A 24,936-nucleotide genomic window follows, 5' to 3' on the forward strand; every position below is an offset into this window, starting at 1 on the left:
CGTCACCGGGCTTGATCCATACGACACGACGCAAACCACCGCATCCCGAACCCACGACACCCCGACCCGCCGCAACCCGCGCCGACCACCCACCCACGCCCACCCACGGCAACCGCGCCATGCCGCAACCTGAGTCGATCAGCGGGTCAGGTCCGCCCCGACACACGGCTGGGTTCCGGACACGACGGCAGCAACCTCGCAGGAGGGGATGCCGGGACCGGGCAGGGCCGCAGCGGGAGCACGACGCGCCGCGCCGGGAACGGCGACCACGGGTGGAGACCCTGGACCAGACCGGAAGGACGGGGGGACAAGCCCTAGGGTGGTCACCGTGGCGACCCTTCTGCTCCTGCGACACGGCCGGACCACCGCGAACGCCGACGGTGGCCTGGCCGGCCGGCAACCGGTCGAGCTGGACGAGACCGGCCGGGCCCAGGCCACGGCGGTCGGTGAGCGGCTGAAGGGGCTTCCCCTCGCGGCGGTGGTGACCAGCCCGCTGATCCGTTGCCGGCAGACGCTCGGGCTGGCCCTGCCGGAGGTCGAGCCAGCCGTGGAGGAGGGGCTCATCGAGTGCGGGTACGGCGGCTGGGAGGGGCAGCCGCTGAAGAAGTTGGCCAAGGAGCCGCTCTGGCCGGTGGTCCAGCAGCACCCGAGCGCCGCCGTCTTCCCGGAGGGGGAGTCGATGGCGGCGATGTCGGCGCGGGCGGTGGCCGCCGTGCGCGCCTGGGACGCCCGGATCTCCGCCGAGCACGGGCCGGAGGCGGTGTGGTTGGCGTGCAGCCACGGCGATGTGATCAAGGCCATCGTGGCGGACGCGCTCGGCGTACACCTGGATCTGTTCCAGCGGATCGTGGCGGACCCGGCGTCGGTTACCGCGATCCGCTACACACCGCTGCGCCCGTTCCTGGTCCGGCTCAACGACACCGGCGGTGACCTGGTCGCTCTGGTGCCGCCGCCGCGCAAGCGCCGGCGGCGGGCGGCGCGGTCGACGGACTCGGACGCCGCGGTCGGCGGTGGCGCGGGGGCGGCGCCGTGAGCGTGAGAAGTGAGCCGATTCGGCGAGTCCCGCGCCCGCGAACCGAGGTGTGCCGGTGAGCCGGCCCGCCACGCCCGGGGACCGCCCGGCCGGGTCCCGGCGTTTCGCCCTCGGCGGATTCGGCGTCGGTGGGCTGCGCGACGCTCCCACCCTCCGGATAGGGTCGTGGGTATGACCCACCAGGTGCACGCCTTCGAACCGCCGGAGCGGTTCGTCGCCGGAACCGTCGGCCCGCCGGGGGAGCGTACGTTCTTCCTCCAGGCGCGCGGCGGAGGCCGGCTGGTCAGCGTCGCGCTGGAGAAGGTCCAGGTGTCCCTGCTCGCCGAGAAGCTGGAGGAACTGCTCTCCGAGGCGCAGCGCCGGTTCGGCGTGGATCTGCCGGAGACCGGCCCGGCCGTCGGCGACAACGACCCGCTGGACACGCCGGTCGACGAGGAGTTCCGGGTCGGCACGCTGGGCCTGGCCTTCGACGTGGACACCGCCACCGTGGTGATCGAGGCGATCGCCGTCGGGGAGGCGGAGGTCGAGGTCGAGCTGGGCGACGCCGACGACGACGAGGACGAGGACCCGGACGAGCCGGACGACGACCTCGACCGGCTCCGGGTCCGGCTGACCCCCGCGGCGACCCGCGCCTTCATCGAGCGGGCCCGTCGGGTGGTCAACGCCGGCCGTCCGCCCTGCCCGCTCTGCGGCCAGCCGTTGGACCCGGCGGGCCACCTCTGTCCGCGGCACAACGGTTATCACCGGTGACCTCGTCGGAACTTCAGCCCCGCCAGGACGGCGCCGCCGCGTTGCGACTGCTCAGCGACGGTGAGCTGGACCTGGAGGGGCGGCTGGTCGACGCCTCCAACACCACCCTGCGCGGCATCCTCACCCTGGACGGGATGACCGCCCGCTGCGTCTACAAGCCGGTACGCGGCGAGCGACCGCTCTGGGACTTCCCGGACGGGACGCTCGCCGGCCGGGAGGTGTCCGCGTACCTGGTCTCCCGGGCCACCGGCTGGGACCTGGTGCCGCCCACGGTGCTGCGTGACGGCCCGTTCGGGCCCGGTTCCTGCCAGCTCTGGATCGACGAGCCGGAGGGCACCGAGCCGCTGGTCGGGTTCGTGCCGGCCGGGACGCTGCCGCCGCGCTGGTTCCCGGTCGCGGCGGCCCGGGACGACGACGGGGCCGCGTACGCCCTGGCGCACGCCGACGACCCGCGGCTGGCCCGCCTCGCCGTCCTCGACGCGGTGATCAACAACGCGGACCGCAAGGGCGGGCACGTCATCGTGGGCCAGGACGACCGGATCTACGGGGTCGACCACGGGGTCTGCTTCCACGTCGAGGAGAAGCTGCGCACGGTCCTCTGGGGCTGGGCCGGTCGGGAGCTGCCCCCGGACGCGGTGGAGATGCTCGACGGGCTGGCCGGCCAGCTCGGCGGTGCCCTCGGCGACGAGCTCGCCGACCACCTGACCATCAGCGAGGTCGCCGAGCTGGCGGCCCGGGTGGAGCGGCTGCGCGAGACCAACCGGTTCCCGCTGCCCTCGGAGGACTGGCCGGCGATGCCCTGGCCGCCCATGTGAGCCGTTGTCGCGTTGATCACCAGGGGGATCGCAGCCGGGCGCCTGACGGATCGTTAGGCTGGCGGTCATGGAGTCTTGGGCGGGACACGAGGTGCCACGGCTGCCGGGTGAGGGCGAGCCACTGAGGTTGTACGACTCGGCGCGACAAGGTGTCCAGCCCAGCCGACCCGACGGCGTCGCCACGATGTACGTCTGCGGCATCACCCCGTACGACGCCACCCACCTCGGCCACGCCGCCACCATGATAACCTTCGATCTGGTGCAGCGGATGTGGCGCGACGCCGGCCTGACCGTGCGCTACGTGCAGAACGTCACCGACATCGACGACCCGCTGCTGGAGCGGGCCGAGCGCGACGGCGAGGACTGGAAGGTCCTCGCGATGCGGGAGACCGCGCTGTTCCGCGAGGACATGGAGGCGCTGCGGATCATCCCGCCGGAGCACTACGTCGGTGCGGTCGAGTCGATTCCGGACATCGCGGAGAAGGTGCTCGTCCTGCTCAAGGACGGCGCCGCGTACCGGCTGGACGACGGCAGCGGCGACGTCTACTTCGACGTCGGCGCCGCCCCCGGGTTCGGCTACGAGTCCAACCTGTCCCGGGCGGAGATGCTGGAGATTTTCCCGGAGCGCGGCGGCGACCCGGACCGGGCCGGCAAGCGTGACCCGCTCGACCCGCTGCTGTGGCGGGGCGCCCGGGAGGGCGAGCCATCCTGGCCGGGCAGTGAGCTGGGCTCGGGCCGGCCGGGCTGGCACATCGAGTGCGCGGTGATCGCGCTGAACCTGCTCGGCGACCGGATCGAGGTGCAGGGCGGCGGGAACGACCTGCTCTTCCCGCACCACGAGTGCTCGGCGGCGCACGCGGAGCGGCTCACCGGTCAGGCTCCGTTCGCCGAGCACTACGTGCACGCCGGCATGATCGGCCTGGACGGCGAGAAGATGTCGAAGTCCCGGGGGAACCTGGTCTTCGTCTCGCGGCTCCGGGCGGACCACGTCGACCCGATGGCGGTCCGGTTGGCCCTGATCAGCGGGCACTACCGCACCGACCGCTCGTGGACCCAGGAACTGCTCACCGTCGCCGAGGAGCGGCTGGCCCGTTGGCGCCGGGCCGCCGCCGCGCCGGCCGGCCCTCGTGGGGACGAACTGCTGGCCGGGGTACGCGCCCGCCTCGCCGACGACCTCGACACCGCCGGCGCGCTGGCGGTGGCCGACGCGTGGGCCGAGCGCGCCCTCGCCGGTGTCGCCGACGACGCGGCAGCCCCGCAGCTCTTCGCCGACACCGTCGACGCCCTCCTAGGCATCCGCCTCTGACCGACACCACCTTTCCGCCCCGCCCGGCCTCGATGCGCCCTCGTTCACGGAAATAGTGGCTGTCCGAGCTCGGACAGCCACTATTTCCGTGAATCTGCGCGGGGTTGGGACGCGACGGCGGGGTGGAGCGGCGGGGCGGTCAGCCGAGGACGAGGCCGGGATCGGGGTCGGGTTCCTCGGCCGGGGCGGGGATCTTGTACTCCTCGGTGAGCGTGGTCATCGGGCCGGGCCAGGTGGCCTGGGCGACCTCGATCGGCTTGCGCCGCTCGTCGTATGCGACGTGCAGGAGGTGCAGCACCGGGGTGTCGGGGCGGATCTGCAGCGTCTCGGCCTCCTCCCGGCTGGGCTGGCGGGCGCTGATGGTGTCGGCCGCAGTGGCGTACCGGCGGCCGGTGGCCTCCTCCGCCTCCTGGTAGAGCGGGCGGCCGAACGCCTCGGCCCGTTCGAGTGACGTGCCGGCGGTGTCGGCCGGCAGGAACCACGAGGTGCCGACCTCGACCGGTGACTCGTCGGTGCGGACCAGGTGCCGCCGGCAGAGCAGTTCGGTGCCGTCGGGCACCCCGAACGCGTCGGCCACCTCGGGCGGGGCGGGGGAGCGGCCGACGGAGACGAGCTGCTGCTTGTACCGGGCGGCGAGGTCGGTGTGGTAGCCGCGGAAGCCGCCGTAGCGGCCCCGGGCGAGCCGGTTGAGCCGGCGCCGGGTGCCCCGGACGTACGTACCCGAGCCGGGCTTGGTGATCAGGATGCCCTCGACCCGCAGCTGGTCGACGGCGCGCTGCACGGTCTGCTTCGCCACGCCGAACATCTCGGCGATGGCCGGGATGGACGGCAGTCGTTCGCCCGGCGCCCAGTCGCCCCGGCGGACCTGCGCCTTCAGCTGCGCGGCGATCTGCCGGTGCGGGAACTCGGCCGCCCCCGGGTTGATCTGCATGCCCGCCTCCTCATGACAGCTAGGTTCCTAGGATGCCGTAGCGGCGGTGACGGCGCCACCACTGACACGCGAAAGCCGGGCACTCGGCAGGCCCGGCTTCCGCGTGTCAGGTCGGGGGGTGGGGCTTACCAGGAGCCCGCGGTCGGGCCGGCGGAGCCGCCCCGGCGGCGCAGGTACTTCTCGAACTCCTGGGCGATCTCGTCACCGGTCAGCGGGGTGATGCCGGCGTCGCCGACCCGCTCCTCCAGCTCGCGGACGTACTCGCCCAGCTCGGCGTCCTGCTCGGCGGCGCTGCGCACCCGCTGCTCCCACTCGGCGGCCTCCTCGGCGAGGTCGGCCATCGGCACCGGCAGGTCGAGCACGTCCTCGACCCGGTGCAGCAGCGCGAGGGTGGCCTTCGGGCAGGGCGGGTTGTTGGCGTAGTGCGGCACGTGCACCCAGAACGAGACCGCGTCGACCTCGGCCCGGGCGCAGGCGTCGTGCAGCACCCCGACGATGCCGGTCGGGCCGTCGTAGCGGGTGGGGGTGAGCTGGTAACGCTTCGCCGCGTCGGCGTCCGACGCGCTGCCGCTGATCGGCAGCGGCCGGGTGTACGGCACGTCGGCCAGCAGGGCGCCGAGCAGCACGACCCGCTCGACCTCCAGGCTGTGGCAGATCTCCAGCACCTGCTCGCAGAAGGTCCGCCAGCGCATGCTCGGCTCGATGCCCCGGATCAGCACCACGTCCCGTTCGGTGCCCTCGGGGCTGGCGACCATGAAGCGCGTGGTCGGCCACTCCACCCGCCGGGTCTCGCCCTCGGCCATGGTGATGGTCGGCCGGCTCACCTGGAAGTCGTAGAAGTCCTCCGGATCCAGCTCGGTCACCTGCCGGGCCTGCCAGACCTGCTCCAGGTGCTCCACGGCGGCCGTCGAGGCGTCCGCGGCGTCGTTCCACCCCTCGAAGGCCGCGATGGCGACCGGGGACCGCAGCACCGGCAGCCCGTCGAACTCGGTCACGCCGTCACCTCACCCTGCTCGTCGGGAGCGGCTCCGGGTCCCCGCCCGGACGTCCGCCCGCCGTGCACGGTCGCGTCCCTGATGTCCTTCACGTCCGCCAGCCTACGTGGCGGCGCGGGATGCGGCCCGTCGGCCGCGCCGGTCGGCGGGGTCGATCAGCCGGACGAAAAGGATTAAGGGTGCACGGTGATCCGGCTGACAGTATGTGGGAACCCGTGCGTGCGACGACCCCGTCCCGAATTGCCGCACTAACCTGGCTCTGTGCGGACTTCGTTGCTCGATGTGCTGGCCGACCGGATCCTCATCGCCGACGGCGCGATGGGGACGATGCTCCACGCCGCCGACCTGACCCTGGACGACTTCGACGGCCTCGAGGGCTGCAACGAGATCCTCAACGTCACCCGGCCGGACGTCGTCCGGGGCGTGCACGAGGCGTACCTGGCCGCCGGGGCGGACTGCGTCGAGACCAACACCTTCGGCGCGAACCTGCCGAACCTTGCCGAGTACGGCATCGCCGAGCGGATCCGCGAGCTGTCCGCGGCGGGCGCCCGGCTGGCCCGGGAGGCCGCCGACACGTACGCCACGCCGGAGCAGCCGCGGTTCGTGCTCGGCTCGATGGGGCCGGGCACCAAGCTGCCCACCCTGGGGCACGCCGGCTACGCCTCGTTGCGCGACGCGTACCAGGAGAACGCCGCCGGCCTGATCGCCGGCGGGGCCGACGCGCTGATCATCGAGACCTGCCAGGACCTGCTCCAGGTCAAGGCCGCCGTGGTGGGTTCGAAGCGGGCCCGGGCGGAGCTGGGTCGGGACGTCCCGATCATCTGCCAGGTCGCCATGGAGACCACCGGCACCATGCTGCTGGGCAGCGAGATCGGCGCCGCGCTGACCGCCATCGAGCCGCTCGGCGTGGACCTGGTCGGCCTCAACTGCTCCACCGGCCCGGCCGAGATGGGCGAGCACCTGCGCTACCTGTCCCGGCACGCGCGGGTCCCGATCTCGGTGATGCCCAACGCCGGCCTGCCGGTGCTGACCGCCGACGGGGCGTACTTCCCGCTGACCCCGGTGGAGTTGGCCGACGCCATGGAGCGGTTCGTCGCCGACTACGGCGTCTCGCTGGTCGGCGGCTGTTGCGGCACCACCCCCGAGCACATCCGGGTGCTGGTGGAGCGGCTGCGCGGCACCCGGCCGGTGGCCCGTGAGCCCCGGCCGGAGCCCGGAATCTCCTCGATCTACCACCACGTACCGTTTGCCCAGGACGCCAGCATCCTCATGGTGGGGGAGCGGACCAACGCCAACGGCTCCAAGGCATTCCGCGAGGCCATGCTCGCCGCCGACTGGCAGGCCTGCGTGGAGATCGCCCGCGGCCAGGCCCGGGACGGCTCGCACCTGCTCGACCTCTGCGTCGACTACGTCGGCCGGGACGGCACCACCGACATGCGGGAACTGGCCGGCCGGTTCGCCACCGCCTCCACCCTGCCGATCATGCTGGACTCCACCGAGCCGGCGGTTGTCGAGGCCGGGCTGGAGATGCTCGGTGGGCGCTGCGTGGTCAACTCGGTGAACTTCGAGGACGGCGACGGCCCGGACTCCCGCTACGCGCGGGTGATGCCGGTGGTCAAGGAGCACGGCGCCGCGGTGGTCGCCCTGCTCATCGACGAGGAGGGTCAGGCCCGCACCCGGGACTGGAAGGTACGCGTCGCGGTCCGGCTGATCGAGGACCTGACCGGCCGGTGGGGGATGCGCCGCCAGGACATCCTCATCGACGCGCTGACCTTCCCGATCGCCACCGGCCAGGAGGAGACCCGCCGCGACGGCATCGAGACCATCGAGGCCATCCGCGAGATCGCCACCCGCTACCCGGGGGTCAACTTCACCCTCGGCATCTCCAACGTCTCGTTCGGACTGAACCCGGCCGCCCGGCAGGTGCTCAACTCGGTCTTCCTGCACGAGTGCGCGCAGGCCGGCCTCACCTCGGCGATCGTGCACGCCAGCAAGATCCTGCCGATGTCGAAGATCCCCGACGAGCAGCGCGAGGCGGCCCTCGACCTGGTCTACGACCGCCGCGACGCCGGGCACGACCCCGTGCAGCGGTTCATCGAGATCTTCGAGGGCGTCGACGCCGCTTCCGCCCGAGCCACCCGGGCCGAGGAACTGGCCGCGCTGCCGCTGGACGAGCGGCTCAAGCGACGGATCATCGACGGTGAGCGCAACGGCCTGGAGGCCGACCTGGACACTGCGATGGCCGAGGGGCGTGCGCCGCTGTCGATCATCAACGACCTGCTGCTGGACGGCATGAAGGTGGTCGGCGAGCTGTTCGGCTCCGGGCAGATGCAACTGCCGTTCGTGCTCCAGTCCGCCGAGGTGATGAAGACCGCGGTGGCGTACCTGGAGCCGCACATGGAGAAGACCGACACCGGGGACTCAGCCGGCAAGGGCCGAATTGTTCTTGCCACCGTCAAGGGCGACGTGCACGACATCGGCAAGAACCTGGTCGACATCATCCTGTCCAACAACGGCTACGAGGTCGTCAACATCGGCATCAAGCAGCCGATCAACGCGATCCTCGACGCCGCCGAGGAGCACCGGGCCGATGCGATCGGCATGTCCGGGCTGCTGGTCAAGAGCACGGTCATCATGAAGGAGAACCTGACCGAGATGGCCGGGCGGGGGGTCGCCGAAAGGTGGCCGGTCCTGCTCGGCGGGGCGGCGCTCACCCGGGCCTACGTCGAGGACGACCTGCGGTCGATGTTCCCCGGTCAGGTGCACTACGCCCGGGACGCGTTCGAGGGGCTTTCCCTGATGGACCGGGTGATGGCGGCCAAGCGCGGCGGCGCCCCGCTGGTCGACCCGGAGCGGGAGGCCGCCCTCGCGGCCCGCCGCGAGCGGCGGGAGCGGCAGCGGGCCATGGTCCGCGAGGCGCTGCCCGAACTGGACGACGCCTCGGTCCGTTCCGACGTGGCCACCGACGTGGCCGTACCCGCCCCGCCGTTCTTCGGCACCCGGGTGGTCAAGGGAGTGCCCCTCGCGGACTACGCGGCGCTGCTCGACGAGCGGGCCACCTTCCTCGGCCAGTGGGGGCTGCGCGGGTCCCGAGGCGGACAGGGCCCGTCGTACGAGGAGCTCGTGGAGACCGAGGGCCGGCCGCGGCTGCGCTACTGGCTGGACCGGCTCACCGCCGACCAGGTCCTCGAGGCGGCCGTCGTGTACGGCTACTTCCCGGCGTACTCGGAGGGCAACGACCTCGTGGTGCTGGACGAGCAGGGGCAGCGTGAGCGGGCCCGGTTCACCTTCCCGCGGCAGCGGCAGGAGCGGCGGCTCTGCCTGGCCGACTTCTTCCGGCCGGAGGGCGGCCAGTTGGACGTGGTCGCGTTGCAGTTGGTCACCGTCGGCCAGCCGATCAGCGAGTATACGGCGAAGATGTTCGCCGGCAACGAGTACCGCGACTACCTGGAGGTGCACGGCCTGTCGGTGCAGCTCACCGAGGCGCTGGCCGAGTACTGGCACGGGCGGATCCGCTCCGAACTGACCCTGCCGGGCGGGGGCACCGTCGCCGACGCCGACCCGGCCGACCTGGCCGGAGTGCTGCGCACCGACTACCGGGGCTGCCGGTACGCGTTCGGCTACCCCGCCTGCCCGGACCTGGAGGACCGGGCGAAGATCGTGGAACTGCTGGGCGCGGAGCGGATCGGGGTGCAGCTGTCCGAGGAGTTCCAGCTGGTGCCGGAGCAGGCGACCGACGCCATCGTGGTGCACCACCCGGAGGCGAACTACTTCAACGCCAAATAGCGTACAGCGGGGGCGCACGTGCGTTGACCTGCTCGAACATGTGTCACGCCTCCCGACTTGGGCGCATGGTGGGCACACTGGACTTCTTGCCGGAGCCGGCAAAAACGTCGTCGATCGCCTGCCGTGTCCGGTCCTCATCGCTGGGCCACAGGTGGGTGTACACCCGCAGCGTCATGGCCGGGTCGGCGTGGCCGAGCCGCTCCGCTACCGCCTTCGGGTTGTGGCCGGCTCCGATCAGGACGCTGGCGTAGAAGTGCCGCATGTCGTGGCAGGTCACCTCGGGCAGGCCGGCCGCGACCCGGGCCGGCGCCCAGACGTGCCGGTTGAAGCGGTTCCGGTGCAGCGGCTGCCCGTCGTCGTCCCGGAACACGTACGCTTCCCGGCCCCGGGAGCCGTAGGCCTCGAGGTGCGCCGCTAGGGCGTCGACCACGACCCGGCCGACCGGCAGCGTCCGGTAGCTGTGCCGGTTCTTCAGCGGACCCGGCTCGACCGCGCCACCCTGTCCGGGCTGGACCTGCCGCTCGACGGTCAGCGTCCGGCGGAGAAAGTCGACGTCGGCGACCTGGAGGCCGAACAGCTCGCCCTGCCGCAGCCCGGTCGCCGCACCGACCACCACGAACGCCCGGTACCGGGCCGGCATGGCGCCGGCGAGCCGGTCGACCTGCTCGACGGTTAGCGGGCTGATCTGCTGGCGCGGCAGCTCGGGCAGCTTGACCCGGTCCGCCGGGTCGTACTGGATCCGCCGGTCACGCACGGCCGCCGACAGGATCGCCCGCACGGTCGCCCAGATCGGCCGGACCGACGACGGGGCGACCGACAAGCCGGTCACGAACGCCTGTAGCTCGCTGGCCTGGATCTGCGCCAGCGGCCGGGATCCGAGCACCGGGTAGACGTGCCTGGCGAGCTGCGACCGGGTACGCGCCGCGGTGTTCGGCCGGTGCGGCTGCATCGCCCGCCACTGCTCGGCGTACGCCTCGAACGTCACCCGTCCGGCGGCCGGGTCGACGTAGGCGCCGGTGGCCAGCTGGTGCTCGACCTTCGCGCGGTGCCGGTCGGCGTCGACCTTCCGCGCGAAGCCCTGCTTGCGCTGCTTGCCGGCCTCGTCGCGCCAGCGGACCACCCACGGCGTCTTACGCCGGGTCGGATCCTTCTCAACGCTCGCCATGGCGCAGGCTCTCCAGGAATGCCAGCAGGGCGCGCCCCCGCTCAGGGTCGATGCGTCCTTCTTCGATGTCGCGCCGCACGCCGTCCGCCATGTCCGGCGACCACTCCATCTTCTCGACGCCGGGTCGCTCCCGGTCCCAATCCACATCGGGCACCTCGGAGAAGTACACCCTGCGGTCCTGCCCGGTGGCTGCTCCGTGGCCACGGACCCATGACCGGGCGAACGTGGTCTGCATCCGTGACCCCTGCCCCTCTGGCGTCGCGGCGTACAGGTCGGTCTGCTCGGCGTCGATCGGGACGAGTAGGTGCACCGGGGCGACCGACAGCACGTAGGCCAGCGCCAGGAATTCCTCGACGGTGACGTTGCGTCGGCGGCCGTTCTCCAGGTTCTGCACCGTGAACCGGTCCCATCGGAACCCCACGGCATTCATCCGCTCGGCGAGCTGCGCAGCGGTCAGGCCAAGCCGTCCCCGGAGCTTCTTGACCCGTTGCGCGATTGCCCTCGTGGGCTCCAACGACTGCGGCTCATGTGACATGGTGTCACCCTAGCGTGAGTTCTTGTGGACACGCAAGAGAATCCGTTAGGGTGCTCCAAGTCCTCTTCTATGAGAACTGGAGTCACATCCATGAGCAGACCGAAGCTTGTCACTACCGAGGAAGTCGCCGAGTATCTCGGCATCACGGTCGGCGCGCTCCATCAACTGAGGTACCGCGGCAAGGCACCGCGAGCGGCCAAGATCGGTACCCGGCTGCGCTGGCGCTGGTCCGACGTGGAGAGCTGGCTCGACCAGCAGTCGAGGGCGGCGGCCTGATCATGGCGGAGACGAGAAACCGCCCCGGCGACGACTCCGGGGCGGCATCACAGCAGGTCGGCAAGACCAGGGCCAATGTTACCGACCTGACCGACAGTCCGCAGCGTGCCGTGCCGACCTGGCTGCGCCGCCGCGGCGGTGACCCGGTGGTCGCTCGGCGCCGGGCAGCCGCGTGGCTTGACGACCTGCTCGGCGTCGACCGGCACCGCGAGCCCGAGCCGTACGCGGCAGGCGGGATGACGCTGGACCTGGCTGCCCGGGAGGCCGCCGCGTGAGCGACGTCCAGTTCTGCGACGTGTGCCAGGAGCTGCTGCCGGACTACTGCCGCTGCTCGCCAGGTGTTCAGGATCGAGCAGGTGGAACCATGGTTCCAGGTGTCTCATCTGCGACACCTGCGGAGAATTCCGCACCTGCTCGCCGCCTGGTGCTGACTCCGGCGTCGGCCATCGAGCCGGAGCCGGTGGTGTGGGCGTGGGAGGACGACGGCGAGGGCAGGATCCCGTCCGGGTCGCTGTCCGTCGCCGCCGGCCGCGAGGGCACCGGGAAGTCGTCCTTTGGTATCTGGCTGGCTGCGCAGATCACCCGCGGCACCCTTCCCGGGCAGCTCCACGGCCAACCCCGACCCGTGATCTACGCGGCGGTGGAGGACTCGTGGAAGCACACCCTCGTGCCGCGGTTGATGGCGGCCGGCGCAGACCTGTCGATGGTGTACCGGTGCGAGGTCTACCAGGACGACGCGCTCGACACGACGCTGTCCCTGCCGCTCGACAACATCCGGCTTGAGGCCGAGCTCCGCCGGCTTCGCGCCGGCCTGCTGGTGCTCGACCCGCTCATGTCGACGATCGGCGCGAAGATCGACACGCACCGGGAACGCGACGTACGGACCGCACTCGACCCGCTCGCCCGGCTCGCCGACCGGGCCCGCTGCGTCGTCCTCGGCATCGCCCACTTCAACAAGGGCAACGGCAACGACCCGTCCTCACTCATCACCGGATCCGGCGCCTTCAAGAACGTGCCCCGGTCGGTGTTCGGCTTCGCCGTAGACCGGGAGGACGGCGGCCGGGTCATGACGCAGACGAAGAACAGCCTCGGGAAGCTCGACCTCCCGTCGCTTCAGTACGCCATCGAGGACACCACCGTGCCGACCCGGCTCGGCCCGGCGCACGTCGGCCGGCTGGTGTGGCTCGGCGAGTCCGACCGCACCGTCACCGACATCCTCAACGACTCCGCCAGCGACGACCGGGACGAGCGCAACGACTGCGCCGCGTGGCTCCGGTCGTACCTCGCCGACAACGGCGGCGAAGCTGAAGCGGTCGACGTCTTCAAGGCCGGAGACAAGAACGGATTCAGCCGCGACGCCCTCAAACGGGCAAAGAAGCGGGCCAGTGTGACCAGCCGTAAGGGTGCGTTCGACGCCGGATGGATGTGGGTCCTCAACCTCGAAGGGGGCGCGAACAGCGCGAAGGGTGCGGAGTCCGTGTCCCCGCTCTCTTCGCTCCCTTCGCCGCACCCTTCGATCAACCAGGGAGACGCAGCATGACCCAGCAGCGACCCGATTGGGACGTCGTGGTGATCGATGGTCAGCCGGAGATGGTGCTCAACGCCGCCATGGTCCGCGCCCTCATGCGCGACTCACCCCTCGGCGAACACATCGCCAGACAACGACTCATCGCCGCCGGCTTCCCCGCCCACCTGCTCAACGAACCGGGGGACACCACAACACCGTGACCGCACACCGCACCACATGGGCCCCACGCCCCACCTTCATCGACCACGCCGACCAGCCACCCGCCTGCCGCAGCCACGACCCGGACCTATGGTTCCGCCCCGGCGACGAAGCCGAAGCCAAAGCCATCTGCGCCACCTGCCCACACGAGCAACCCTGCCGCGTGTGGGCGTACGCGCAGCCCGTCGACCGGCTGTACGGCGTGTGGGGCGGCACCACCCACAACGAACGGCGACGCAACTGGAAGCCACGATGAGCAGACCCGGCACCACCGCCAACGGCTACGGCTGGCAGCACCAGAAACTCCGCGCCCGCTGGAAGCCGTACGTAGCCACCGGCACCGTCCCCTGCGCCCGCTGCGGACAACTCATCCCACCCGGTGAGCCGTGGGACCTCGGACACGACGACCACGACCGGCGCCGCTACACCGGACCCGAACACCGGCGCTGCAACAGAGCCACAGCCGGACGCAGCAAACAGCCGGCGGACCCGAAGAACACCCCGATCACGAAGTGGTGAGCGTAAACACGCTCTAACCTGCGAATATAGATGCGCCTTTATCCCCAGAGGGCCCCAGCGCCTCAGCCCGCCCTCAGGTTTTTCTCTCTCCCCGGAGGGGGTGGGGGATCATTGATTGGGGGTGGTCGAAATGGCCTCGAAACGGCTCGGGAAGCCTGTTCGCGGCTCTTTGGCGTCTGCGGTGGAGGAAATGGTGTCGGCGTTGCCGTTGGGGCCGCAGCATGCCGCTCTGGTGGCGGCGGCGCGGATGCTGGCGGAGACGTTGGATGGCATGTCGCCGGATGTGCGGGAGCGGATGGCGGGTCAGACGGTGGGTTCGTTGCTGGCAACGTTGAAGGCGTTGCGGGAGGCCGCACCGGTGCCGGTGGCGGCGAAGGTGACGGCTCTGGATGAGTTGCGGGCGCGGCACGCAGCGCGGTTGGCGCGGGCGGAGCAGGGGCGCGCGGGGTAGACCGGCACGGCGATGCGCGAATTACACTTCGTATGTCCTGGTAGGATTCTTACCATGACCACCGCCGAGATAGCTGATCTGCGTACCCGGCGCCGTGCGCTGGTGCGCCGGCTGCGGGCGGATGGCCTGTCGCTGCGGGAGATCGCCCGGCAGGTGGGCGTCTCGCACCCAACCGTGCTGGCTGATCTGGCCGCGACGGAACCCGACCAGGAGGACACCCATGAGCGTTTCAACGGCACCGCCGCCGCCGAGTGGCGGCTCTGACCTGTCTGTGCCGGAGCCCCGGCCGCATCGGACGGTGGACGCGTCGACGGCTGCACTGATGTCGCTGCTGAAGGGGCTGGACGGGCTCGGCCTGACCGGTGAGTTGTCGGCGGCGCGGGTGCTGCTGGCCCGGGTCGGCGAGGTGGTGTCGGCGGAACACGCCGCGGGGGCGCGGGTTCGGGCGGAGCGGGACCGCCTGGTCGCCGACCTGGTCGACGGGAGGACCACGCTGGAGGCTGCGGCCGGACGGTTCCCGGAGCCGGGAAGCACGGCGGTGGTGGTGGACGCTGCGGTGCGGGAGTTGCGCCGCCGGGCGGTCGACGCTGCGCAGGCCGATGTGCTGGCGGTGCATGATGTGCTCGCCGACCGGGCCAAGCCGGCGGTGGATGCTGCGGTGGCCGCTGGCCGGCACCTGGTCGACGTGCCGGCGGTGGTGAAGGTGTTGAAGCCGCCGAAGCGGCCCGCGCGGGGCAGCGGCGCGCCGCAGGAGCATCCGTGGGTGTACAACCCGCCGCGGCTGCCCGAGCTGTCGGTGGAGTCGATTCAGGCCGATCCGGTGGCGATGGGGCATTGGGTGGTGGCGACCAGGGCGACGGAGCAGGTGCGGGAGCTGCTGCGGGTGGCGGGTCTGCTGCACGAGCTGGGCGGCTGGTCGGTTCGCCTGTTCGGTGGGGACGTTGACCGGGATGTCGCGTACTTCGTCGGCCAGCTGCCGGAGCAGGTGCATCTGGCGGTGGCGGATGGGCTCGGGTGGAAGCCGGGTGTGCATGTGGATCTGCGTCCGGTGCCGGTGCGGCCGGCGAGGCGGGATGTGTTGTGGATGCCGCCGAGGGCGCCGCGGATCGGTCCCTAGTTCTGTGTTGTACGGCGTCAACGTCACCCTGCGCGGTTCCGGCATGGCGCGCGTTTGGGATCGAAGGTGGCTGAGGCTCCTTACCTCCTTTCGGGGCCGGTGAGGTCACCTGCGCCGATGGGTGCGGGCGGCCGGGGTCTGTCGGGGGCCCTGGCCGCTCAACCCCGCTAGATGAAAACGGTTACCGATAAGGAGTGGCACAGTGACCGCACACGCATCCCGGGCACGGTTCGAGTTCAAGGTGGAGCTCTACCTTGGGTCGGTGACGGGTTGGGTGGACATCACCGCCGACGTGCGCGGCCCGGTGTCGATCCACCGGGGGCAGCCGGCGGACAGCACTGGGGCGACCCCGGGTAGCTGTTCGCTGCGGCTGGACAACCGGTCCGGCGACTACAGCCCGCGCAACGGGGCCGGCCAGTGGTATGGGCTGCTCGGCCGGAACACGCCGCTACGCGTGTCCGCTGGGCTGGCCGGCGGCACCCTCTACGACCGGTTCTACGGCGAGGTGTCGGAGTGGCCGGCCCGCTGGTCCCTCGACGAGGTCGACCGGTACGTCGACGTCACCGCGTCGGGGATCCTCCGCAGGCTCGGGCAGGGCGAGCAGCCGTCATGGTCGGCGATGCGGCGCACCATCCAAGCATCCGACCCGGTCGGCTACTGGCCGCTCGAGGACGGCACCGACGCCGGGCAGGGCGGGTCGGCGCTGGCCGGCATCCCCGCAGCCACGATCGTCGGGGCGTCCGAGTTCGCCGCCATCGAGGACACCCCGTTCGGGGTGGCCGCGACCGATATCCGGTACGGCACGGCGGCGCTGCTGAACCTCGCCGGCGGCGGCACCGTCACGGCGACGCTGCCCGCGTCGGCGACCGCCGCGACCGTGTCGGCGTGGGCGGTGTCCGTGGCCGCGGCCGTCGACTACACCAAGCTGTCCGGCGACGTCGTGATCAGCGAGGTGGCCACGCCGGGCGGCACCCACGTGCTGTGGCAGTTGATCCACCGCACGTCGACGCTGCGGATGCAGGTCGTCGCCACGAACGCGGCCGGGTCGACCACCACCGTCATCGACTCGGCCGGCGTCTACAGCACGCTGGACACGTATGACTTCGGGGTGTGGCAGAACGGCGCCAACATCGACGTCGGGCTCGGCTGGTATCTCGGCTCGTACGGCATCACCGGCAGCGTGGCCGGCACCCTCGCCGGCGCGACGTCGGTGACCCTCAACGCGACCGGCGCGACGCAGACCAGCAACATGCCGTTCGGGCACCTCGCCGTGTGGGCTGCGCAGCACACCCCGGTCGAGGAGGGCCTGACGGACTCGTACGGGGTGTTCGTGTTCGGGTCGACGTCGTCGTGGCGCAACGAGGCGGCAACGGACCGGCTCGCCCGGGTGTGCGCTGAGGAGGGGGTACCGCTGGACATGCCGGCGGTGTCGGACGCCGCGGTGCAGCGGATGGGTTGGCAGCCGGTCGCCTCGTTCGCCGACCTGCCCGATCAGTGCGTGGCCGTGGATGGCGGGTATCTGTTCGAGCAGCGGACCGCGCTCGGCCTGGCCTACCGAACCCGGGAGAGCTTGTACAACCAGACCCCGACCCCGATCGCCTACAGCGGGCAGCTCGCCGAGCCGTTCGAGCCGGTGGACGACGACGCGCAGGTGCGCAACGACATCACCGTCAAACGCACCGACGGCAGCTCGGCGCGAGCCGTGCAGGACTCCGGGCCGCTCGCCGCGGTGGCGCCGCCCGACGGGGTCGGCGTCTACCGCACCGAAGTCGAACTCAACCTGTACGACGACGCACCCCTGCCGGATCAGGCCGGGTGGCGGGTGCACCTCGGAACGGTGGACCGACCCCGGTATCCGGCCCTGTCGGTGCAGCTCGCCGCCCCGGGCTGGCAGGCCGACCCGTCCGGGATGGCGGCGCTGCTCGCCGTCGACACCGGCGACGTCATCGAGGTGGTCGGCTTGCCGTCGTGGGCGGCCGGGGACGCCCGCACCCTGGTCACCGGCTACTCGGAGTCGTTCGACGAGTGGACGTGGGTGATCACGTTTGCGGGGGTGCCGGCGCAGCCGTGGGACGTCGGCGAGGCCGATGGGGACGCGCGGGTGGCCGCGGACGGGTCGACGCTCGCCGCGGCGTTGGCCGCCCCGACGGCGTTGGCCGCCTGGGACTTCACGGCGAGCAGCGGCACCCTCGGGTGGTCCGGGCTGAACGGGTCGGTGGCGATCTCCGGCGGCGCGCTGCTGTGCACCCCGAACGGCAGCTCGGCCAGCGTCGAGTTCCGGTCACCGAACACACCCGTCGTCGCGGCGACCGTCTATCAGGCGACCGCCACCGCGACGTGCGCCGCGTCCCGCACGGTCACACCCATCCTGATCTGGCGCAACAGCGGCGGGTCGCTGCTGTCCTCGACGTCGGGCACGGCCGTCAGTGTGACCGCGGGTGTGCCCGCGCAGCTCACGGTGCGGGGCACCGCGCCGGCCAGCGCCACCCAGGCGCAGCTGTCGCTGGCGGAGGGCAGCACCCCGCCGGCGTCGCACACCCTGTCGGTGGACGTCGCGCAACTGTACGAGGGGCAGACGTTCTCGCTCGCGTCGACCGCCGAGAACGGGGTGTGGACCACCCTCGCCGAGGACTTCCCGCTGGACGTGCGGGTCGGTGAGGAGCGGGTGACCGTGTCGGCGATCAGCGGAACATCCAGCCCGCAGACCGCGACCGTGTCCGCCCGCGCCGTCAACGGCGTGTCAGCGGCGTGGCCGGCCGGCACCGAAGTCGACGTGTGGCTGCCCGCTGTGGTGGCGCTGTGACGCCGGGTCCGCCGCGGCCGGGTGGACCACCCGCACCGACCGGACCAGCCGGACCGCGCCCGCGCGCCCCGGAAACTTTGCGCGTCTCCGCAAAGTTGCGCGCCCGCGCGCGCGTGGGGCGGTCACTCGCCGGTCGAGTTGTCCGGCCGGCAGCGACTCGGCAGCGGAAGCGGCGTACGCCGCGACCACTGCGATGTCAACATGCGCACGTCAATGTCCGCCCAGGTGCCGTCACGGGCCACCCGGGTCACTGTGATGTGCAGTGGGACCGGCCAGAGCGGGTGTTCCCACACCAGCCGGTCCCCGCGCTGCACCGTCACCGGCCGTCCTGCTCCCGTAGCCACGCCTCGATCTCGGGCACCAGTTCGTCCTCGAACCCGGCATCAGCCAGCGGGGTGACGCCGGCCTGGTCGGCGACGTCGAGCAAATCGTCCTCGGCGTCGAGCAAATCGTCCTCGGCATCGAGCAGGCGGCGCAGCTGCTCGTACCGGTCCCGCTCGGCGGGGGTAATGTCGGCGGCGAGGCCGGCCCGGTATCCGGCCTCCCACACCTCGCCGACCCGGCCGCTGGTCGGCAGGGTGCGGCGCGTGGACCGGACGGCGGGGCGGACGTTGCGGCGTGGTGTCGGCCGCCACCAGCGGCCCGGACGCCGGCTCACCGGGTCACCCGCTGAGCGCGCCGCTGCGGTGCCGGGGTAGGCCGGGCGACGTCCGACACGTCCCGGGACATCCGGGCCGGGCGGAGCGGGCCGGCCGCGAACTCCACCGACGGCAGATGCGAGCCGGTACCCGCAACGATCACGTCGGCCCGGCCCTCGGCAACCATCGTCAGCGCGGTGGCCGCGTCGGCGATCGCCGCGAGTTCGTAGCCCTGCTCGGAGACGTGGGTGGCGCACGCACCCAACCAGCGGGCGCGGTCGGCGTCGACCATCACCACCACTGCCCGGCGGCTCACCGCTGGCCGCCCAGGTTGCCGGTGGGGAAGACGTACGAGTCGCCGCACGCCCGGACGATGTCCGGCGCCAGCTCGACCTTGTGCGCCGTCAGGTCGGCGATCCAGACGGCGGTAACCGTCTCGATGGCGTGCTGCTCGCAGCAGTACACCGCGGCGTCCAGGGAGCCGAACGGGTCGCCTGCGGCGTCGCGGCCGTACACCTCCAGCCGCACGGTGGCCGGCTGGTCGCAGTCGGGCAGGGCAAAGGGTAGGTTTCCCATGGGTCAGGACTCGCTTCCTGATCAAGGGCCCGGCCGGAGTTGCAGTCTCCGCGTCCGGGCCCGACTTATGTCGGGTCAGTGCCGCCGGTGTCGGGCGGCGGTGATGAGTGCTTGCGGGATCCACACGGCGGCGAGTGCGAGCAGCACGGCGGCGCCGAGGTCGCTCCACGCTCGGGCGGCTGCGGTGAGGGCGAGGACGGCTACCGTGCCGGCGACCACCGCGACGACCAGGGCGACGGACACGCGGACGACGGTCCGCGGCATTCGCTGGATGACGTTGAGCATTTCGCACCTCGTGGGCACATCGTGGGCACACGGCACCGTGAAGCGATGTGAGTCAGCGAGAGTTAGTGAGTACTGTTTCCCCTGCTCACTGGCCCTGTCCGGGCCGTCACTGCAGGTCCCGGAGGTGCCGGGATCTCTTCAACGCCAAGTAATCAGCACACGCGCGCTGACCTGCGGCGGAGCACCCGGAATGGCCGTGATCTCCATGGTCATGCCGTCTCCACGCCGTCCGGGGTCGGCGGGTCGTCGCCAAGGCATGGTCGATCGCGCGGCGGGTGCGGTGAGGAGCGTTGCCGTATCCCAGCCCACCGCGCCCCCGTCGGTGTCGGCTGAACCTTCTGCTGGCTTCCCCACTGCCTGCCCGGTGGTGGGAACCGTCATGGCGGTCCCTCCTCACGTCGGCGACCTGTCAGTCGCAGCTGGTCACGGCCGGCAAGCGTACGGATCGCCGATGTGCCTGCCACCGTGAGTGTGCGAGCCTGAAGGGCATGACGACGGAGAGGGCTCCGCGGGGTGCGCTGGTCTTTCTGCTGCTCTCCGCCGTGGTCGGGGCCGGTGCGGCGCTGTTCACGTTCGGCTTCCTGAGCGAGTACGGCACCACGAGCGGGTCCAGGGCCGAGGGGGCGTTGGGCGGTCTCCGGTTCGCCGCAGTGCCGCTGCTGGTGACGGCTGGCCTGGCGGCGGCCGGTTTCGCCCTCGGACGCCGCTCGGTCTGGCCGGCGGCCGTGGCGGTGGCCGTGGTGCTGGTCGGTGTGGGCGGCGCGTTGGCCGCCGGGGCGCAGGCAGCCGTGATGAAGTACGACCGGTTGCCGCGGCTGCCCCACTGCTACGACGAGGAGTTCGCCGGGTCAGAGGCGGAACCGGTGGCCCGCGCCGTGCAGGACGCCTTCGCCGGTCTTGAGCATCCGTGGCGATTCTCCGGCGGCGGGAGCACCGGTCTCGACGGGTGCGCCACCACTCTGCTGGACGTGACGTTCGACGAGGCGGCGGCGCACTACCGCGGGGAGCTTCGCTCCGCCGGCTGGGAGATCACCGGCGACGACGCGTCGGGGTTGACGGCCCGCCGCGGTGATCTGTTGTTCAGCCTGGCCGATTCCGGCTGCGGCTCCGCGGCGATCGCCATCAGGCCGAAGGCGGTGGCGAGATCCCCGCAGGCCTGCTGACTCGACGCCGTCGGCATCGCCATCCAGCACCGCCGACCCGCCCGCGCAGTACACGTCGTTCGAGTTTGGCCGGACCCTGCGCTCCTGCGGCGTCCTCGCCGCAATGGGCAGGTGGCCGACTGCTACGACAGCGCCCTGGCCGAGACGTTCTTCGCGACCATGAAGATCGAGTTGGTCTAGATCCGCGCTCGGCCCAGCCGGCACGAGCTGGCGGTGGAGGTCATCTCCTGCATCGATGGCCTTTACAACCCACATCGAGGTGTCCGGCCCATAGGAGTCACTTCACAACCCCCTGACGTCGAGCCGCCGGACAGCCACGGTCGCGGACTCACACCATCGCCACTGGCACCAGGCGCATGGCTTCCACGCCGTTGAGTTTGTCGAGGTCGATCAGCGTGGGCTCTTTGTGATCCAGGGGGAGCCGGAACCGCACCGACGCACGTGCCATCGGGGGGGGGTGAGCTGCGTGGCCAGTTCGCCCTTGCCCCGGCACTGCCTGCGCGGGCGCTCGTAGGCGGCGTCGCTGCCCTCGAACGTCATCGACTCCGCGCCCCGCAGCGCTCGTACGCCCTTCTCCACGGTCGCCCGTTGCTCGTCCGTCACGCCTGGCTCCAGCCGGAGGATCACCCCGATCCGCGACGGCAGGGGCTTCGCCGCTGCGATCTGGAGCCCGACCCACTCGACCCCGTCGACCGTGGCCATCACGAGATCGACCGCCTCGGCGACCGAGACGTCGGTGACGGTCGCGTGGAACGACTCCGGCATGTGCTCGGGCTTCGCATCAGCCAGCAGATCCGGCTTGTCCTTCAACAGTTCCTTCTGGTGCTCGTACGCCTGCTCGCGGTTCTCAAATGCGACGTTCTCGACGCTCGGCATCGCACGTAGTCGCTGCTCCACGGCGCTCTTCTGCTCTGCCGTCACGTCGTTGTTCAGCAGCAGGGTCAATGTGGTGTGCCGACTTCCCTCCGGCTCAGAGGTGCAGGCGGGCAGGGCCACCAGGAGCAGCAGAGCCAGTACCGGCGCGATACGACGCATGAGGCGAAATCGTAGGTGATCCTGCGGCATTCGGCGGCCCTCAGGCAGTTCGCCGGGAGTGACCAACCTGGCCCGACGGAGGACGCGGCGTCCGGTCCGGCCGACGGCGGCCGGTGACGCGAGCGGCCGCGCCGATGCCCGGCGGGCTGCGAGGATCGGCCGACCGGGCGCCTGGGTCCACCACATGACTGACGGTTGGGCTAGATTCGCGGCCGGAGCAGCACCCGTGGCGATCATGTCCACTGTGTGGCGGGCTCTCCCGGCCGGCCCGGGACCGGCCACACGGGGAGGAGGCGGGATGCAGGTGACCGTACGTGTGGCGGCGGCGGCCGACGCGGCGGCGTTGGCCCGCCTCCGGTGGCGACAGGCGACCGACGAGGGCGGCTACCGCGGGGCCGATCGCGTGGCCTTCCTGGAGCTGTTCACCGACTGGCTCGCCAACCATCTCCCGACCCACCTGCCGTTCGTCGCCGAGGTGGACGGTGACGTGGTCGGCACGGCCTGGCTGATGGTCGCCGACCGGGTGCCCGGCCCCGGGCGGCCGCGTCGGCGCGACGGCGATGTCCAGTCGGTGTACGTGGTGCCCGAGCGGCGGGACAGCGGAGTCGGTGCGACCCTGCTGGAGGCCGTACTGGCCGAGGCGCGCAGGCTGGAGCTGGAGCATGTGACCGTCCACTCCAGCGAACGCGCGGTGCCCTTGTATCAGCGGGTGGGATTCCAGCACGACCAGCGCTGGCTCCGTTGGCAACCGGAGTAGACGGGATGCGGCGGCTCGGTCGTCAGACGCAGTCCCAGTAGAACCGGCCCTCACGGCGGTCCGGGGAGAGGAACGCGTACCCGGTTCCGCCGCCGAAGGTGAGGGCGTAGGGGTCGTCAGGGCCGTGACCTTCTCCGCCGTCGAGTTGGAAGAGGAACCGCCAGTTGGCGTCGACGTCCAGGGACGGCTGCCAGAGGTGGACGTTGCCGCCGATGTAGCTGTACGGGGGCATCGGGTCCGCCGGCCGAGCGGCGCCGGGCGGCACCCGCTCGCGGATCCGGCCCGCCTACTGCCCGGCCGAAGGTCGGTCGACCTCGGGCTCCGCAGCGGCGGCCGCGTCGGCACGCGCCCGGTCCAGGATGAGGCGCGCCTCCGATCGGGCTTCCGACAGCATGCGCTCCGCCTCGCGTCGGGCCGAGGCGCGGTAGTCGTCGGCCTGCTGCTCGACCAGGCGAAGGATATCCTCGACTCTGGTACCCAGCCCCGACAGCGACGGGCGCTCAACCGGCGACCGCACCGGGGCCTCCTCGCTCGCGGCGGTCGGTTGGGTACCTGCAAGGAAGAGCGCCACCCCGGCCACGGCCGCGATGACGCCCGGCCACCAAGCGCCCGCGCCCAGATAGGTACCACCTACCGCGCCAGCGCCGAGCCCGACCAACAGCGCCGACAGCGACCTTGCAGACCTCGCCATCCGACCTCCCCGGACTGGTCGACATCGGATCCGAGCCAATGATCGCAGTCCACGTCAAGCCGGCGCTCGTTTGACGGCTCAGGAGAGCCCTGCGCGACGAGCGGGCTCACCGTCCGCCGTCGCGGTCCCGCAGCCAGCGCGCGAAGTCGGCGGCGACGATGCGTTCGTCGTGCACGCCGGCCGCGTCGTCGGACGCCAGCCAGACGATCGGCGGCCCCATCACCGCGGGCTCCAGGAATTCCCGGCCCTCGGGTACGGCGTCGCGGGGGAGCATCCCGGTGACGGTGGCGCCACCGGGCAGCAGCAGGTTGACGGTGATCCCGGTGCCCCGTAGGTCGGCGGCCATGACCCGGGACAGCGCCTCGCTGCCGGCGCGCGACGGCCCGTACGGGGCGAACCCGGCCCGTTGCATGGTGGAGTGGCTCACCGAGATGTTGACGATGCGGCCGGAGCCGGCGGCCAGCATCCGCGGCGTCACCTCGCGCGCCACCAGGAAGTAACCGGTCAGGTTGGTGTCGACCACCGAGCGGAAGCCGTCGACCGGTACCGCCCAGAAGCCCTGCGGCTCGGTCATGAAACGCGGGTTGACCGTGCGCATGCCGATCCCGGCATTGTTGACCAACATGTCGATGCCGCCGAGCCGCGACCACGCCTGGTCGACGGCCCTGGCCACCGACGACTCGTCGCGTACGTCCAGCTCGACGCCGATCGCCGCGGGCAGGTCGGCGGCGACGGCGGCGGCCCGCTCCGCGGACCGGCCGGTCAGCGCGACCGTCGCTCCGGCCGTGGCCAGGGCGGAGGCCATCGCGAGTCCCAGCCCGCTCGTCCCGCCGGTCACCAGCACCCGCATCGGGACTCCCGGCGGCGTTGAAATGCTCATGACCACGACGCTAGGAGTTGGAGCGTTCTCGAAGTCAAGCCGGTCGCCGAGCCCGGGTCGGCCCAGGCGCCGACGTGGCGGAGCCGCTCTTCGACACCCCTCACGGTTCCCGGAGTTCTACAATCCGCGACCCGGACGGCAACGGGTTGCGCTTCGTCCAGGCCCGGTGGTCACCGGCGGGGCTCCGGGGCAGCTGGTGCTCCGAATGGGGGACGGATGCCTCCATATCGGCCGGCATGGAAGTAGCGGTCTAGATCAATTTCTGTGAACGGCGGGTGAGTCTTTGTCGTACGCTGGCAGGTGTCCGACCGCGAGCCCCGGGTCGGCCACGACTCCAACCCCTCTCCGCCGCACCGACGCAGCCTGGGAGATGCCGTTTCACGGCACTGGGGTGAGCATGAGGTACGAGGAAAGGGGGCGGAGATGGCCGACGACACGGCATCGAAGGTTCCGCCGGACCCCACCACGGCCGTGCACGTGCCGGCCGCCGCGCCTGCCGTCGGGCCGCCCAGCAGCCTGGAGCTGTGGGCCCGCGCGCTGGTGATGCACCGCTGCTTCGGCGAGGACGACGCGGAGCCCAACATCCTGCGCGGCCTGGACTGACACCGCTGCGGATCAGCCACTGTCCCAGCCCGGGTCGGCGGCTACCTCGTCGCGTCCGGCTACGCCCCGCCGGAGGCGGGAGCGAAGCGTCGGCGGTACG

General features: G+C 71.7%; 30 protein-coding genes and 1 pseudogene. 18 read left to right on the forward strand and 13 right to left on the reverse strand.

The genetic code is table 11. The features are described from left to right. Positions 1-319: 319 nt before the first annotated feature. The 4 genes from ACL02O_RS23635 to mshC all read left to right on the forward strand — a co-directional run bounded on the left by ACL02O_RS23635 (position 320) and on the right by mshC (position 3,904). Positions 320-1,033: a histidine phosphatase family protein gene (locus tag ACL02O_RS23635; protein ID WP_412820330.1), complete on the forward strand. Its 714-nt coding sequence runs from the start codon at positions 320-322 to the stop codon at positions 1,031-1,033. A gap of 171 nt (positions 1,034-1,204) precedes the next feature. After that, positions 1,205-1,783 carry a DUF3090 domain-containing protein gene (locus ACL02O_RS23640; protein WP_412820331.1) on the forward strand — a complete coding sequence of 193 codons (579 nt, stop codon included), beginning with the start codon at positions 1,205-1,207 and terminating at the stop codon, positions 1,781-1,783. Further along, on the forward strand, positions 1,780-2,598 hold the full coding sequence (locus ACL02O_RS23645; protein WP_412820332.1) for an SCO1664 family protein: 819 nt from the start codon (positions 1,780-1,782) through the stop codon (positions 2,596-2,598). Before ACL02O_RS23640 ends, ACL02O_RS23645 begins: the two co-directional genes overlap by 4 nt. A 67-nt stretch (positions 2,599-2,665) precedes the next feature. Then, entirely contained in the window at positions 2,666-3,904 is a 1,239-nt protein-coding gene (gene mshC / locus ACL02O_RS23650; RefSeq protein WP_412820333.1) for a cysteine--1-D-myo-inosityl 2-amino-2-deoxy-alpha-D-glucopyranoside ligase, read from the forward strand. Positions 3,905-4,043: 139 nt separating this feature from the next. Here the strand turns inward: mshC and ACL02O_RS23655 are convergent, their stop codons facing one another. Further along, on the reverse strand, positions 4,044-4,835 hold the full coding sequence (locus ACL02O_RS23655; protein ID WP_412820334.1) for a GntR family transcriptional regulator: 792 nt from the start codon (positions 4,833-4,835) through the stop codon (positions 4,044-4,046). A gap of 125 nt (positions 4,836-4,960) precedes the next feature. Beyond that, on the reverse strand, positions 4,961-5,830 hold the full coding sequence (locus ACL02O_RS23660) for a PAC2 family protein (protein WP_412820335.1): 870 nt from the start codon (positions 5,828-5,830) through the stop codon (positions 4,961-4,963). A 261-nt stretch (positions 5,831-6,091) separates the two neighbouring features. Between ACL02O_RS23660 and metH the strand changes: the two genes are divergently transcribed. Beyond that, on the forward strand, positions 6,092-9,616 hold the full coding sequence (gene metH, locus ACL02O_RS23665) for a methionine synthase (RefSeq protein WP_412820336.1): 3,525 nt from the start codon (positions 6,092-6,094) through the stop codon (positions 9,614-9,616). Positions 9,617-9,659: 43 nt separating this feature from the next. Here the strand turns inward: metH and ACL02O_RS23670 are convergent, their stop codons facing one another. Beyond that, on the reverse strand, positions 9,660-10,781 hold the full coding sequence (locus ACL02O_RS23670; RefSeq protein ID WP_412820337.1) for a tyrosine-type recombinase/integrase: 1,122 nt from the start codon (positions 10,779-10,781) through the stop codon (positions 9,660-9,662). Further along, positions 10,768-11,316 (reverse strand): helix-turn-helix domain-containing protein, encoded by a 549-nt coding sequence (locus ACL02O_RS23675; protein WP_412820338.1) that lies wholly within the window; start codon positions 11,314-11,316, stop codon positions 10,768-10,770. The genes ACL02O_RS23670 and ACL02O_RS23675 overlap by 14 nt, the downstream gene beginning before the upstream one ends. A 90-nt stretch (positions 11,317-11,406) precedes the next feature. On the opposite strand from ACL02O_RS23675, the gene ACL02O_RS23680 reads away from it, so the two are divergent. From ACL02O_RS23680 to ACL02O_RS23725, 10 genes are all read left to right on the forward strand, one after another. Further along, the gene (locus ACL02O_RS23680) at positions 11,407-11,592 is read left to right on the forward strand and encodes a helix-turn-helix transcriptional regulator (RefSeq protein WP_412820339.1); all 186 of its coding nucleotides are present in this window, start codon (positions 11,407-11,409) and stop codon (positions 11,590-11,592) included. A 2-nt stretch (positions 11,593-11,594) separates the two neighbouring features. Continuing rightward, positions 11,595-11,867 carry a hypothetical protein gene (locus ACL02O_RS23685; RefSeq protein WP_412820340.1) on the forward strand — a complete coding sequence of 91 codons (273 nt, stop codon included), beginning with the start codon at positions 11,595-11,597 and terminating at the stop codon, positions 11,865-11,867. A 149-nt stretch (positions 11,868-12,016) separates the two neighbouring features. Next, positions 12,017-13,132 (forward strand): AAA family ATPase, encoded by a 1,116-nt coding sequence (locus ACL02O_RS23690; protein WP_412820341.1) that lies wholly within the window; start codon positions 12,017-12,019, stop codon positions 13,130-13,132. Beyond that, positions 13,129-13,320 carry a hypothetical protein gene (locus tag ACL02O_RS23695; RefSeq protein WP_412820342.1) on the forward strand — a complete coding sequence of 64 codons (192 nt, stop codon included), beginning with the start codon at positions 13,129-13,131 and terminating at the stop codon, positions 13,318-13,320. The genes ACL02O_RS23690 and ACL02O_RS23695 overlap by 4 nt, the downstream gene beginning before the upstream one ends. Continuing rightward, the gene (locus ACL02O_RS23700) at positions 13,317-13,574 is read left to right on the forward strand and encodes a WhiB family transcriptional regulator (protein ID WP_412820343.1); all 258 of its coding nucleotides are present in this window, start codon (positions 13,317-13,319) and stop codon (positions 13,572-13,574) included. The genes ACL02O_RS23695 and ACL02O_RS23700 overlap by 4 nt, the downstream gene beginning before the upstream one ends. Next, positions 13,571-13,837, forward strand: coding sequence for a hypothetical protein (locus tag ACL02O_RS23705; RefSeq protein ID WP_412820344.1), 267 nt, complete (start codon positions 13,571-13,573; stop codon positions 13,835-13,837). Before ACL02O_RS23700 ends, ACL02O_RS23705 begins: the two co-directional genes overlap by 4 nt. A gap of 115 nt (positions 13,838-13,952) precedes the next feature. Then, the gene (locus ACL02O_RS23710; protein ID WP_412820345.1) at positions 13,953-14,288 is read left to right on the forward strand and encodes a hypothetical protein; all 336 of its coding nucleotides are present in this window, start codon (positions 13,953-13,955) and stop codon (positions 14,286-14,288) included. A 54-nt stretch (positions 14,289-14,342) separates the two neighbouring features. Then, entirely contained in the window at positions 14,343-14,552 is a 210-nt protein-coding gene (locus tag ACL02O_RS23715) for a helix-turn-helix domain-containing protein (protein WP_412820346.1), read from the forward strand. Between the two features lie 58 nt (positions 14,553-14,610). After that, positions 14,611-15,405 (forward strand): hypothetical protein, encoded by a 795-nt coding sequence (locus ACL02O_RS23720; protein WP_412820347.1) that lies wholly within the window; start codon positions 14,611-14,613, stop codon positions 15,403-15,405. A 202-nt stretch (positions 15,406-15,607) separates the two neighbouring features. Further along, positions 15,608-18,208, forward strand: a complete 2,601-nt coding sequence (locus ACL02O_RS23725; RefSeq protein ID WP_412820348.1) for a hypothetical protein — start codon at positions 15,608-15,610, stop codon at positions 18,206-18,208. A 122-nt stretch (positions 18,209-18,330) separates the two neighbouring features. On the opposite strand, the gene ACL02O_RS23730 is transcribed toward ACL02O_RS23725, so the two are convergent. The 5 genes from ACL02O_RS23730 to ACL02O_RS23750 form a co-directional block, all read right to left on the reverse strand. Next, positions 18,331-18,528, reverse strand: coding sequence for a hypothetical protein (locus ACL02O_RS23730; RefSeq protein WP_412820349.1), 198 nt, complete (start codon positions 18,526-18,528; stop codon positions 18,331-18,333). Beyond that, complete coding sequence (locus tag ACL02O_RS23735; protein ID WP_412820350.1) at positions 18,525-18,866, reverse strand: hypothetical protein; 342 nt, start codon at positions 18,864-18,866, stop codon at positions 18,525-18,527. The genes ACL02O_RS23730 and ACL02O_RS23735 overlap by 4 nt, the downstream gene beginning before the upstream one ends. Further along, positions 18,863-19,162, reverse strand: coding sequence for a hypothetical protein (locus tag ACL02O_RS23740; RefSeq protein ID WP_412820351.1), 300 nt, complete (start codon positions 19,160-19,162; stop codon positions 18,863-18,865). Before ACL02O_RS23740 ends, ACL02O_RS23735 begins: the two co-directional genes overlap by 4 nt. After that, positions 19,159-19,422, reverse strand: a complete 264-nt coding sequence (locus ACL02O_RS23745) for a hypothetical protein (RefSeq protein WP_412820352.1) — start codon at positions 19,420-19,422, stop codon at positions 19,159-19,161. The genes ACL02O_RS23740 and ACL02O_RS23745 overlap by 4 nt, the downstream gene beginning before the upstream one ends. A gap of 75 nt (positions 19,423-19,497) precedes the next feature. Then, a complete protein-coding gene (locus ACL02O_RS23750; RefSeq protein WP_412820353.1) occupies positions 19,498-19,707 on the reverse strand; it encodes a hypothetical protein in 210 nt (69 codons plus the stop codon). A gap of 488 nt (positions 19,708-20,195) precedes the next feature. Between ACL02O_RS23750 and ACL02O_RS23755 the strand changes: the two genes are divergently transcribed. After that, on the forward strand, positions 20,196-20,870 hold the full coding sequence (locus ACL02O_RS23755) for a hypothetical protein (RefSeq protein ID WP_412820354.1): 675 nt from the start codon (positions 20,196-20,198) through the stop codon (positions 20,868-20,870). Positions 20,871-21,260: 390 nt separating this feature from the next. Here the strand turns inward: ACL02O_RS23755 and ACL02O_RS23760 are convergent, their stop codons facing one another. After that, positions 21,261-21,905: a permease-like cell division protein FtsX gene (locus tag ACL02O_RS23760; protein WP_412820355.1), complete on the reverse strand. Its 645-nt coding sequence runs from the start codon at positions 21,903-21,905 to the stop codon at positions 21,261-21,263. Between the two features lie 304 nt (positions 21,906-22,209). On the opposite strand from ACL02O_RS23760, the gene ACL02O_RS23765 reads away from it, so the two are divergent. Continuing rightward, positions 22,210-22,662 (forward strand): GNAT family N-acetyltransferase, encoded by a 453-nt coding sequence (locus tag ACL02O_RS23765; protein WP_412820356.1) that lies wholly within the window; start codon positions 22,210-22,212, stop codon positions 22,660-22,662. A gap of 22 nt (positions 22,663-22,684) precedes the next feature. On the opposite strand, the gene ACL02O_RS23770 is transcribed toward ACL02O_RS23765, so the two are convergent. The 3 genes and pseudogenes from ACL02O_RS23770 to ACL02O_RS23780 form a co-directional block, all read right to left on the reverse strand. Beyond that, entirely contained in the window at positions 22,685-22,894 is a 210-nt protein-coding gene (locus tag ACL02O_RS23770) for a hypothetical protein (protein WP_412820357.1), read from the reverse strand. Positions 22,895-22,990: 96 nt separating this feature from the next. Then, positions 22,991-23,161, reverse strand: a pseudogene (locus tag ACL02O_RS23775) (cell division protein DivIVA); the annotation flags it as partial. Between the two features lie 298 nt (positions 23,162-23,459). Then, the gene (locus ACL02O_RS23780) at positions 23,460-24,233 is read right to left on the reverse strand and encodes an SDR family oxidoreductase (protein ID WP_412820358.1); all 774 of its coding nucleotides are present in this window, start codon (positions 24,231-24,233) and stop codon (positions 23,460-23,462) included. Between the two features lie 423 nt (positions 24,234-24,656). Here ACL02O_RS23780 and ACL02O_RS23785 point away from each other — a divergent pair, with 423 nt between their 5' ends. Then, complete coding sequence (locus ACL02O_RS23785; protein ID WP_412820359.1) at positions 24,657-24,836, forward strand: hypothetical protein; 180 nt, start codon at positions 24,657-24,659, stop codon at positions 24,834-24,836. The last annotated feature ends 100 nt before the right edge of the window (positions 24,837-24,936 follow it).

Source organism: Micromonospora mangrovicola, from assembly GCF_047200535.1.
Taxonomy (GTDB): Bacteria; Actinomycetota; Actinomycetes; order Mycobacteriales; family Micromonosporaceae; genus Micromonospora.